Raw genomic sequence first — 12,972 nt, forward strand, 5'->3', positions numbered from 1 at the left:
CATGAACAACAAACGACAACAAAAACGCGTATGGCATCGTTTCGTATCCATTTTGAGCTGCGTCGTCGTCTTCTGCACGACATACGCCCTCATCCTGCCCGCCGTCACGATGGAACGTGACGACATCGTGTACTATTGCGGCAAGGAAGAGCACGAGCACATCGACGAATGCTACGAAAGCCAGGACGAGCCCCAGTGCGGTCTGGAAGAAACTGAAGCCGTCGAAGGCCACACGCACACGGACGACTGCTACGAAGTCGAAACTGTTTTGACATGCGACCAGGACCACGAGCACACCGACGAGTGCTATGAGGAACAAAAGAAACTCGTCTGCCAGAAAGAGGAAAAAGAAGCGGTGGAAGGCCATACCCACAGCGAGAAATGCTTCTGGACGACCGAGCTCGTTTGCGGCAAAGAAGCCCACACCCACACTAGACAGTGCGAGTCCAACAAGGACGACAAGGAGACGAAAGAGGAGTGGGAACATTCCATTCCGGCCAAACTGGAAGAAAAAACGGCCGACCGCGTCGCGCAAATCGCCAAGTCTCAAAAAGACTACAAGGAAGTCAAAGACAACTTTGAAATCGACGAGGATGGCGCGGAACACTACTACACCCGCTACGGTGACTGGTATGGCAAACCATACGAGGACTGGAACGTCATGTTCACGTCGTTCGTTCTCAAATACGCCGGCATCAAAAACGAGCAAATTCCGTACGGCCACGACTGGAACGAGTGGATCAAGGATTTGACCGAAAAGAAACTGTTCGCTTCGGAAGACTACGAGCCAAAAAACGGCGATCTCATCTTTATCAAAGACCAGAAAGATGAAAACATTCCCGACAAGGAAATCAAAAATTATGTCGGCATTATCACCGACCTCGAATACAAGAAAGTCATCGTCGGCGATCTGAACGGGCAGGTGAAGGAAATCACCCTCGATGAAAAAGACTACGAAACGAACGCGTATGTCGAAATCAAAAACGAAATCGGGGAACAGCAACCGCCGGTCGAGGACGACGAACCAAACAGTGAGGAAGAGGAACAAAAACCAGTCGACCAAGAGGAAGAACAACCAAAAGACGACGAAAACAAGGAAGAGAAAGAAGACAAGCCGGTCATCGACTACCAGCTTCCCGAACAGTTCGACATTGAAACCGAGGATTTCACTCTCGTGCTGAAACCACGCGTCTTTGACGATGAAAAGGAAGAGGAACAGCCAAAAGAGGAAGAAAAAACAAACGAACCAGTCGAAGAAGACGAGGAACAAGGCTTGCACATCAAACAGTACTCGCTGCTGGAACAGGAAAACGTGCAGGACAAAATCGACGAGGAAAACGAGCGGACGAAAGAAGAGCTCGACCAAATCGCGCAGGACAACGAAAAACAACAGGAAGAACAAAGGGAGAAACCGATTCCAACCGTAAAACTCGAGAAGATCGAGGAACAGACGACCGAGGAAGATCAGGAGGAGATCGAACAGCTCAAAGAGCAGATGGACGAGGAAAACCTGCTGGACCTCTCGTTCTATAAACTACGTTTCTTTGTGGACGATCAGGAAATCGACCTGGGCGACCAGAAGTTCGATGCGGAGCTGACGCCGACGAAAAAGTTTGTGGACAACTGCGATGTCGATCAGGAGTTCCCGGACGCCGCCCCGGAAGCGGAAGTTGGCTACTATTTGCAAGTCGTACAACCAGGCACGGAAGTCCCGGCCAATCTGGTGGAGGGAACAAACACAACAAAAGAAGAAACAAACCCGGAGGAAGAAGTACAACAACCGGAACAGGCAACGATCCAGACCATGTCAATGCCGATGGCGACAGTGCAGACCAACGACTCGTTGTTGATCAATGACGCGTACGATGGGGAGTCGATTATTACGGTTTTGAATGCGGATGAACCATTGGGAACGATTGTCAATAAAACGCCAAACCCAGAGTTTAAGGTGCAGATTTATGGAAGATTATATAAAAACAAAGAGGCTGATGAGACAGATTATGCGCAACCAGTATTGGATAGGCAAAAGAACACTTTTCAAGTAATTGATATGTCGGATGGGATTCCAAGTGCATTTTCTGGAAAAAACATAAAATTTAATGATTATAAAAAAGGGAAAGATGGTGAATATTTAAATAAATTCATTCAGTATTTAAGTCCGGAACCAGAGATTTTATATTCATCTACTGAATATCATTATCATCAAGCACCAAGTTTGAAATATTTTAATAAGTTAGATGGTATCTCCAGCTATACACCTGAAAAAATCTGGATATTGAAAGATGGAAAGAATGCGGAAAGTGTAGATAAAAATGATTGGTATGAATTTACTAATTGGAATGATGTGCATTTTACAAATTATAGTAATCATGATGATTTGTATGATGAAAATTCAAATCCGCAAGGTAAGTATGTGCTGATTACTGATAATACAGTGATTCGATTGATTTTTACAGAAGTAAAGACTGATACTAGTTCACCTACTACTTTTTGGGATTATGATTTCTTTGATAAAGACGGGAATATAAAACTTGGAAATAAAAATATAGGGATTAATAATCAAGGCAATTATTCTAACACGTCCAACTCAACCTTAATTTTTGGAAACAAACATATTAGTGAACCGTTAGGACATGCTAATGATTTAAATAAGAATGGAAAAAACATCAATCAATCAGCGGGAGACTATAGCGAAAAAATTTATAAGACCTATAAAAAAACTGATGGAACAGAAATTACTCAAGAGATAGATAGAGTAGTAAAGTCTCATCCTGTTTTTGGGATAGTAGGGAATAAACAAGATGAAATAGAAAGTATTAACCCCGAAACTGGAGAGAAAACAGTAACGCGTAAAATACATTATAACGTAAATGCTCCTAATTTATTTTTTGATGGAGATGCAGAAGGTAAAACTGACCCTTTGAAAGGTAGTTTAAAGTTCCATCGTACAGGAGATACTTATCGGTTATATGGAGTTACGGGACCAAATCAATATACTAAAGATACTTTAGACACATTTAATTCAACCGAATCGTGGGATCATAAAGTGTATTTTCAATATAATAGTTTCTGGCCTTTAGATAAATATGACATCAGTAAAAATCATGGAGGGCCTACTACAAAAAAAATGTATACAGCAGATGCTGATGGAAAGAATCGAAATAATGTTTCACTTTACGATACTGATGATGGCCAAGACCACAATATGGTTTTTGGAATGAGGTATGATGTTAATTTTAATTTAGATGAAAATTATAAAGGTCCTTTAGAATATTTCTTTTTTGGCGATGATGATATGTGGGTTTTTCTTGATGGTTATTTACTTTGCGATTTAGGTGGTGTTCACCAGACTCTTGGAGCAGAATTAGATATTCGAAAAGCCTATTCAGTGGCAGCAGGAAAAGAACTTCCAACAGGAAAACATACTTTGACTGTCTATTATTTAGAAAGAGGGCAGTCAGGATCGACTTGTTATATTGAGTATACGCTGCCGGAAGTATCATTTGATATTCCAGAAAATAAAACCGGAGAATTAACAATAGAAAAACAGTCAAATGATCCAGATCCAGAAAAAGAATACACTTTTGAAGTAGAACTTTCTGATAAAGAAGGAAATGGTTTAAATGACGATTATGCTTTAACTGTCTATGAGAAAGATGATCAAGGACAAGTTACTGTCGATTTAGAAAGATCAAATGTCACGTACCATAGTAAAGGTGAAATTAAATTAAAAAATGGCCAATATGCCGTGGTGAAGTATTTGCCGTTAGGAACTAGATTTACTATTCGTGAATTACTTAGTGAAGCAGATAAATCTAGCACATTAGTCTCTTCGTGTAACTATACAGGATGTAATTTCCCAATTGGTGATAATCCTCCTAATGGTATATATACGGTAAGCGGAGAGATTCCAGAAAGTGGCAGCAATTATGCAAAATTTGTATATGTGTACAACAACAAAACCTACCAACTTCCAGAAACAGGAAGTCCAGGTATAGATCCACCACTTATAGCAGGAGGTGCCAGCGTAATGACAACGTCGTTCTACGCGTTGGCACTACAAAGAAAGGGAAGGTGGAAAAAAAGAAAAAAATAAGGGGACGGATTCAAAACTTACAGATTGAGTGTAGGGGAGAGAAGGAGTGATAGTTTAAACAATATGTTGTTATTGCGTTTTACCATAATATAAAGTTTCTTAAAAAGAAAATAGAAAGGAAAATTATTTATGAAAACTTTGAAAAAGATGAGTGCGCTATTGGTCGCATTGGTTATGACGATGTTTACCGTGGTGCCAGCGTTTGCGGAAGAAATAACTTCAGCTCCAAAAGATCCAACGTCAAAGATATTCGCGGATATTAAGGATCACGAGTTAGTGGCTTACCAGATTTTTAAAGGTGATGCGATTCGCGAAGACGTTACTACCGGTGAAGGAGAAACTGCAAAAACTGAGAATACAGGCGTTTTAAGTAATATCGAATGGGGTAATGGAATCAATTCAAGCGCTTTTATAACTGATTTGAACACAGCGTTTCCAGCATGGGGATTAACCGCAAGTTCTACGGCAGCAGATGTGGCGAATAAGTTCAATGGTTTGTCTGTGGAAGATGCGAATAAAGTAGCTCAAATTGCTTTTGACAATAAAACTGGGACTCCAATTTCGCTTACTAATCCAGGGAAGACGACTGTCCGCCAAGGGTACTATTTAATAGTCGATACAACAAAGAAAGTTGAAAGTGGAGATTCTTTAAACCCTGCAATTCTAGCGGTAAATGGCAATGTTACAGTGAAAGAGAAAAAAGATAAGGTGACTGTGGATAAAACAGTTAAAAACGAAACGGATACTGATTTTGCTGAAGCCACAGATTCTAGCATTGGTAAGAAAGTCACATTTAAACTTCATACTAAAGTGATTGATGAAGTCGCTTTAGCGAACTATGAATCCTATTTCTTGCAATTCTCCGATACTGCATCTAATGCACTGGATCCAGTTGTTGATGCGGATAAGAAAGTAGTGTTTAAGGCTTATTTGTCAGAGGATGATACTTTAGTTACAGAAGGTGAAAACGCCGATGAGGACATCACAAATTGGTTCACCGCCTCGATTGTAACAGGAACTGGAACCGCAGATAGAACATTTACTTTTACAGATGAAAATATTAAAAATAGCAAAGCCGAGGATCCGAATTACGCGGCTGGAAAACATATTTTTATCACATACGAAGCAACTTTAAATAATAACGCGGTTATTGGAAGTACAGGAAATCCAAATAAGGTTGTTGTGAACTACTCAAATAATCCAAATTGGGATGGTGAAGGAACGCCTCCGACAGGAACAACGCCTGAAGATAAAGCCATTGTATTCTCTTTTGAATTAGATGGAACAAAAGTCGCAAAAGAAGATTCTTCAACTACGTTAACTGGTGCGGAATTTGTTGTTTATCGAATGAATAATAATAATCAAAAAGAGTACGCAGTAATGGATACGAACAAAAAAATAACTGATTGGGAAGTCTTAACAGATGAAGATTTAAATGGAAAAATTGCTGATGAAGCAACAGATAGAAATAAATATTTGTTGATCTCTGGTGAGAAGGGAGCATTTGGTATTCAAGGTCTTGGAGATGGCACTTATTCCTTACAAGAAACGAAAGCTCCAGCTGGATACAACTTAATGACATCGCCTATTCAATTTGAAATTACATCGACTCAAGAAAATAAAGAATTAAAGAGTGTTTCAATTAAAATTGGCGAAAAAACTGTCGATGGTACTGTATCAACTGGAACCGTAAATACGACGGTAGAAAATACGAAAGGTACCACCCTCCCTGAAACCGGTGGTATGGGTACGACAATGCTCTATGTGGCAGGCGGTATTCTGCTCGTTGGATCGGCAGTTCTGCTTGTGACAAAGAAAAGAATGGGACATGAAGGATAATCGTTGATTGTTTCCTTCTGTACGCAATATGTGAATTGAAAATTCAATATTGAATTGCCATTGTGAGGAGAGGATTTCCTCTCCTCTCGCAATGGCGAGGAGAGCCTTACATGAAAAATTACTTAAAAAAGAATTGGTCGACAGTTCTGCTTATTGTGGCTTTCACGGTAGGGTTGTCCTTGCTGTTGTATCCGACGGTGGCGAACTGGTGGAACAATATGTACGCGGCCCGCGCCGTGGCGACGTATGACGAGGCGGTCGCGAAGATGAACGAGCTCGATTTGGAGCTGATGTTCGCCGACGCGCAAAAATACAACGAGGATTTGCTGAAAGAAGGCAACCGGTACTTTCCGACTGCTGCGATGCACGAGCGCTACGAAAGCACTCTCAATGTCAATCAGGACGGACTGATGGGCACGGTCGTGATTCCTTCCGTCAGCATCAACCTGCCGATCTTCCACGGAACCAACGAGGATTTGCTGCAAAAGAACATCGGCCACATCGAAGGGTCGTCCCTCCCTGTCGGAGGGCCCAGTACGCACTGCGTCATTTCCGGTCACCGCGGACTGCCATCCGCCAAGCTGTTTACCGACATCGTCAAGCTCAAAGAGGGCGACGTGTTCATGCTGCGGGTGCTCGGAAAAACGCTCACCTACGAGGTCGATCAAATCCGCACGGTTTTACCCGCCGAAGTGAACGACCTCGAAATCGTTCCCGGCGAGGATCTCGTGACGCTTGTCACATGCACGCCATATGGTATCAACTCGCACCGCATGCTCATCCGCGGGCATCGCATCGCGAATTTGCCGGACGACATGACGACGCAGGACGCGTCCTTGTTCGACCGCAATCTGGTCGCCATTGGCATCGCGGTCGTCGTGCTCATTGGCCTGATGGCTTGGATCTTCTTGAAAGACCGGTTTGTGAAATAGAAAGTTGGAAAGGGTGTCGAAATGAAAAAGAAAAAACGAAATATAAGTTTGCTGGCAGGCCTTTTAGGCCTAAGCCTCCTGCTCCACGGAACGATACAAGCGTGGGAAGCCGACCAGCCATGCGCGGTCACGTTTGAAAACGGCACGCTTCCCGATCTGGTCAACGCGAATGTCGTCATCGACGTGTACGAAGTAGGAAACGTCGTGCCCGATCCTTCGTACGACACGTACTCGTTCGAAGTCGATCCGGCTTTCTCGGCCCTCGACCTGTCCACACTCGACGACGAGACATACACTCGCGCCGCCTCCAACGCGATGAACATCGTTTTGGAAAACGAAGCGATCGAGCCGGTCGCCGGCATTGGCATGGACGAAAAGCTCGACTTGACAAACGGCTTGTATTTGGCCGTGCCGCACGGGAACGACTTGACCGACTACACGAAACAAAACATGCGTGGCGAAACGTACACGATCGCCCAGTCGCCAACGAAAGAATACCACTTCTCGCCCATCTTGTTCTCCCTGCCAACGAAAGAGAACATCAACGGGGAAATCTCGACCGGCAACGGCGAATGGATTTACGATTCCACGATCACTCTCAAAGTGGAGGAGGAGCCGCGCAAAGGCTCGCTCGAAATCGTCAAGACACTCGACCGTTTTGACGACAACGGCCCCGCCACGTTCGTGTTCTCCATCGAGGCGTACGAGGACGAATCGCGCGAAACGCTCGTGTACTCCAACGTCGAGTCGATCGTCATGAACGGCGCCGGACAGGAACGGGTCGTTTTGGAAAACTGTATCCCGATTGGCGCCACCGTCGTCGTACGGGAAGTGTACTCGGGCGCCTCGTACCAAATCGTCGGCACCGACACGCGAACGGTCACGATCGCCCCGCTCGACCAGCCTGCGGCCAGCGTCGCGTTCGAAAACGATTCCAACGATACCGACCATCACGGCAGTTCGGTCAACAACCGCTACACGTACGACGAGCGGCAAAGCCCGAACGAGCCGCAACAAGACTTTGGAGGGCGATAACGGATGAAAAAAACAAAAACCATCGGCCTGACGGCGTTGCTCGCACTCGTGCTTACGGCATCGGTGCCCGCCGCCATCGCCTACTTTACAACATACGCTTCCGCTTCGGGCACGGTGGAAATCACCTTGCAAGCCGAGACGGAAATCGTCGAAGAGCTGCCCGACTCGCGCAGCAAACGCGTGCAAGTGCAGCTGTCCATGGACTCCCGGCCCGTCTACGTGCGCGTACGCGTCTTTAGTGGCAGCCAGTACGCCATTGACGCAAGACCGGGCTCCAACCACTGGAACCAGGTCGGGGAGTATTGGGAATACGCTATCCCTCTTTATCCGGAAGAAGGGCAAAACATGACCGATCCAATCGTGTTTGGCATCGAGGACGCGCCATCCGATGTCGTTCAGGACTTCAACGTCATCGTCGTGTCTGAATCGGTACCGGTCGAATTTGACGAGGAAGGCCAACCGCTGCCAGCCGACTGGAATAAAACCATTGAAATCGAGCGAGGTGAAGGATGATGAAGAAAATCACGGCATTTCTTTCCAAACCCATCGTGATCGGCTTGCTTTTCGTGATGGCCGTCGGCCTGTTGCTGGGCACGGGCGTGTCGGGCACGCGAGCCGCCCTCACCTACTACTCGCCCACGTACCAGTCGCGTTTGCAGTTGTCGCGCATCGGCGTGTCCCTGCTCGAAAACGGGGAAGTCGTTTCGTATCGCGACTACGACGCCAACGGAAAATGGGATCAAACCAACAACAACGACCAAAACGACGGCAAGCTGCTCGAAAGCCTGTTGGAGGAAAACGAAACTTTCGTCATTGGAAAACGCTATCCGGAAGTGCTGACGGTGCGCAACTCGGGCGACATCAACGAGTTTGTCCGCGTCGTCGTCACCCGCTACTGGATGGATGAAAACGGGAAAAAGATCACGACCGTTTCGCCGGCGCTCATCGACTTGCGCTTTATCAACGAGGACGTGTGGCTGCACGATACGGAAGCGTCGAGCGCGGAGCGCGAAGTGTACTACTACCGCGACTTGCTCAGGACGGACGCAAACAACCGCGACACGAAGCCGTTGACCGACTCGTTCAAGGTGGATGCCAAACTCCAGGCGCACAAGAGCGTGAAAGAGGAAGTTGTGGATGGCAAAAAGAAAACGACGATTACGTACACGTACGATAAACTGCGCTTTTGTATCGAGGCCAACGTGGACGCGGTGCAGGAACACAACGCGCAGGACGCGATCCACAGCTCGTGGGGAAAACGCGTGCAAGTGCAAGGCGACCAGCTGTCGCTTGGCGCGTAAGAAAGGGGAGGAAGACGATGAAAAAAAGCAAATGGATCCTTTCTCTTTTGCTGGCGGGCTCGTTGTGGATCGAGCCGGTCTTTGCCGAAACGATGCAGGGCAAGGACAACTGGGCCGTCTCGTTTACGAAAGACGAGAAGATGGCGAGCAATTTCTCGACGGCGTCGATCGACGACGTGCTGTACGAAATGCAGCCTGGCGACAACGCGATCATCCACGTCGCCATTCGCAATGAAAACAAGGAAACGACCGACTGGTATATGAGCAACGATGTGCTACGTTCTCTGGAAGACACGGTGGACGTGGCTTCGGGCGGCGCGTACACGTACCGGCTGACATACACAGGCGCCAACGGACGCGAGCAGGTGCTGTTCGACTCGCAAAACGTCGGCGGCGAAGGGGAAAACAAGGCGGGCGTCGGCTTGAACGCGGCCACGGACGCGCTTGACGAGTATTTCTTTTTGGATACGCTCAAACAAAACCAGTGGGGTACGGTGGATTTGGAAGTGGCGCTCGATGGCGAGACGCAAGGCAACGACTACCAGTCGACGCTGGCCGATTTGGAAATGCGCTTCGCGGTGGAGCTGAACGACGCGCGGCCAAGCTCTTCGACTGGTCGCACGACGCGTTCGGTGGACACGTCGGCGTACGCGGCCAAAGTGCCGTGGCTCGTGTTGAGTGGCGCGAGCGGCGTGATCCTGCTTTGTCTGGCGCTGTTTGGCTGGAAGAAGAACAGGGAGGCGAAATAGCATGCGAGGATTGAAAGCGATTTGGATGCTTGGCCTGGTTTTCCTGCTGGGTCTTCCGGTGCAGGCGCAGGAGGAATACACGTACACGATCCGCATTTACTCGGGCATGCAGGGCAGCGCCCTCAATGGCGACGAATTGATCGTGGAAAAGACGGTGCGGGCCGGACAGCCGGTTTCGGACTATTTTGATATGAACAACGTGCGTCTGGACAACGAGAAATACTATGTGAAAGGCTTTAAGGAGAGTGGCAAGGATAACGCGACGTCCGTACAACCGCTTCCTGCCATCGCCGACCGGGACATGGACTATGTCGTCGTGTATGGCGTGAAGGGCAACGGCACGACGTACCGCGTCAGCTATGTGGACCAGGCGGGCAACACGCTGGCCGACAGCGTGGAGTATTTTGGCAACGTGGGCGATCGTCCGGTCGTGGGGTTCCGCTATATCGAGGGCTACCAGCCGCAGGCGTATAATTTGGTGCGCACGCTGTCGAGCAACGCGGCCGACAACGAGTTCACGTTCGTGTACACACCGGTCGCGACGACGCAGACAACAACGCCAACAACGAATGAGGAAGAGCCGGCGCAAACGACACCGCAAGCGACGCCGCCACAAACGACGACACCACAAACCACACCGGAGGAGGAAACCCAAACGCAAACATTGCCGGCTAACGAGCAAACGACGACTCCAGGCGGCGACGAAGGACAGCAGGAGCAGACTACGCCGACACCGCCGCAGGAAATCATCGACTTGGATGATCCGGATGTGCCATTGGCCGGACCGGAAAACAGCGACAACGGACAGCAAACGAAAAAATCGACCGTTTCCTGGCCGTGGATCGTGGGTCTTGGCGCGCTGGCGCTCGTGCTCATTGGAGGCCTTGTGTATTTCCTGATTCAAAAGAAAAAGAAAGAAGAAGAGGAACGAAACAAGCCGGATGACGACAACGACAACCGCAATTTGCCGGTGGTTCCAAAAGCCTAGCGCGTCTAGGCTTTTTTCATTGTGTATGAAGAAATGGCGCGGTATAATGGGTATGTAAAAACAGCCATGAACTCATTCAATGAATGGTTCGGATTTTAATTGGGAATAAAAACAGCCAACTAGTCGTCCAAACAAAACTATTTATGTGGCTGTTTTTATTTTGTCCAAAAGAACACAAAACCGAGCCGGATGTTGCGTTTTGAAAAAGGGCGCCGTATAATGAAGATGTAAAAAGAACCAGTGCTTCATTCAATGAATGGTTCGGATTTATCGAGGCAATAAAAACAGCCGCTTAGTCTTCCAAACTATTGCCGTGGCTGTTTTTATTATGCTCCTTCATCAATGCCACGAGTAGATTGACTACGATGGCAAGAATCATTAGAAAAATTGAAATTATTTCAAAATCAGTCATAATAAACCTCCGATTCCAGCGCAAAATGAATTTGCGCATCTATGTGAACGGAGTTACGGTTCTCCGGCTCAGCCGACCGAACCAGCCACGAAAGAAACACGAGTTCGGTTTTATTTTATCACAACTTTATTCAAATTCCTTTCTCTATTTTCCAATTTTCTCTGATTCCATTCCCTATCTTTTAAATGTATTATAAAAAACATGACATAATAAATAATTTTGACAATAGAACATATTTTCTTGTATGATAAGGTTACGGAATTCGATAAATTGATTGCTTTGGAAAGAGAGATCCAAAGAAAATAAAAATCGTTGTCGTCATGATTTGTGACAATGTTTCGTCTTTTAAATTGGGTTTTGATTTCACCGAAAAAGAAAGTATGGGAAGATAGGGAGAATCAAAAAGCAATCACGGTGGTATTACGCCTCTTTTCATACCGAAAAGGGCGTTTTTTGTTTTTTAGGAAGTTTTAAGAAGAGAGGAAAGAAAAATGAATTGGGAAAAATTTTTAACGCACAAAAAACTATTCAAAAAACTCGTAAGTCTTAGTCTTTGCGCGGGCATGGTGGGCAGCCAGTTGTTGTCGGGGATGCCGGTACAGGCAGAGGAACCCACAGCGCGGGAAACGTACAATTTGCCAACCGATAAGACCATCAACCCAGATATTACCATCCAGCATTACTACAACTTCCCGGCGATGGTGCTTGGGAATATGGAGGATGAGTATAATAAAGAAAAAATAAATTATACGAATGAAGAATATCTAGGTACTGGTACTGGGACGGATGCCTATAATAAACAAGTGAACGAAACGGATTTAAAGAATTATTTGTCGGGTAAAGGTAGCTACCAGAATCAGAAGCCGCTTGTTGTATGGAATACGAATTTAAGAAAAGGACAACTACCAAGCAATGTTGATCCTAATTTTTCCTATGGGACAAAAAGAAACTTAGATCCAAAATCAAGAATTGTTTTTTCAGATCCAGTTCAGGGAATCGTAAAAACAGAAAGCATTTTATATAAAATGTTTGCCGATGAAACGGTGCCATTTTTATTGAAGCCACAAATGCGTTATATGAACAAATTGTATAATAGTGCGAATGAAAATGGCTATAATTCAAATTATACACTTTCCGAAGTATGGTTGAAGTCGGGTAAAAATAACAAAGATAGTATTAAGAGAGAAGATTTTACGATTATTAAAGCGCCAAGATTGAGCGCAGATCCGAGTCGTCATGATCCTTCTAAATTTATTTTTACAAATAATGAGGAGAATGCGAATTTGAAAGGTGTTACTCCTGATAATCATGAAATAAGGTATAAAGTAGAGACCGATAGTTCGAACAATCCAACTCAAGCAACGGTTTTGGTGACAAATGATATGGTAATTCGGCTTGTGTTTGAACCAACAGAAGGCGAACAAGCTGTTAATGATGTTGATTTTTTTGATTATGATATTACTAATGGAAAGGTTTATGCAGATAAAGGGGGAGCAGAAACTTTAGCCGAGGATAAAGTACTTTCAAGAGAGGAAGCGGAGGAGAGAATTGCGAAAGGTGAGAAAGTATGGGTCAATACGAAATCTCAAGGAATTAACTCCTATGTTAAGAATGAGGATG

At 45.8% G+C, this 12,972-nt stretch carries 8 protein-coding genes; all 8 read left to right on the plus strand.

What is annotated here, in order from left to right:
* Position 1 precedes the first annotated feature (1 nt).
* The 8 genes from ABNS49_RS06405 (at position 2) to ABNS49_RS06440 (ending at position 10,940) form a co-directional block, all read left to right on the plus strand.
* Positions 2-4,096, plus strand: coding sequence for a hypothetical protein (locus ABNS49_RS06405; RefSeq protein WP_348688081.1), 4,095 nt, complete (start codon positions 2-4; stop codon positions 4,094-4,096).
* A 129-nt stretch (positions 4,097-4,225) separates the two neighbouring features.
* Complete coding sequence (locus tag ABNS49_RS06410; protein ID WP_302607848.1) at positions 4,226-5,935, plus strand: SpaA isopeptide-forming pilin-related protein; 1,710 nt, start codon at positions 4,226-4,228, stop codon at positions 5,933-5,935.
* Between the two features lie 110 nt (positions 5,936-6,045).
* The gene (locus ABNS49_RS06415) at positions 6,046-6,867 is read left to right on the plus strand and encodes a class C sortase (RefSeq protein WP_302607850.1); all 822 of its coding nucleotides are present in this window, start codon (positions 6,046-6,048) and stop codon (positions 6,865-6,867) included.
* Between the two features lie 21 nt (positions 6,868-6,888).
* Positions 6,889-7,902 (plus strand): hypothetical protein, encoded by a 1,014-nt coding sequence (locus ABNS49_RS06420; RefSeq protein WP_135979162.1) that lies wholly within the window; start codon positions 6,889-6,891, stop codon positions 7,900-7,902.
* A gap of 3 nt (positions 7,903-7,905) precedes the next feature.
* Positions 7,906-8,415, plus strand: coding sequence for a hypothetical protein (locus ABNS49_RS06425; protein WP_135979161.1), 510 nt, complete (start codon positions 7,906-7,908; stop codon positions 8,413-8,415).
* A complete protein-coding gene (locus tag ABNS49_RS06430) occupies positions 8,412-9,203 on the plus strand; it encodes a hypothetical protein (protein WP_288342324.1) in 792 nt (263 codons plus the stop codon). Before ABNS49_RS06425 ends, ABNS49_RS06430 begins: the two co-directional genes overlap by 4 nt.
* A 17-nt stretch (positions 9,204-9,220) precedes the next feature.
* Positions 9,221-9,952: a hypothetical protein gene (locus tag ABNS49_RS06435; protein ID WP_289108353.1), complete on the plus strand. Its 732-nt coding sequence runs from the start codon at positions 9,221-9,223 to the stop codon at positions 9,950-9,952.
* 1 nt (position 9,953) lies between these two features.
* Positions 9,954-10,940, plus strand: coding sequence for a hypothetical protein (locus ABNS49_RS06440; protein WP_302607856.1), 987 nt, complete (start codon positions 9,954-9,956; stop codon positions 10,938-10,940).
* Positions 10,941-12,972: the final 2,032 nt, after the last annotated feature.

Source organism: uncultured Dubosiella sp., assembly GCF_964018005.1.
Taxonomy (GTDB): Bacteria; Bacillota_I; Bacilli_A; order Erysipelotrichales; family Erysipelotrichaceae; genus Dubosiella; species Dubosiella muris.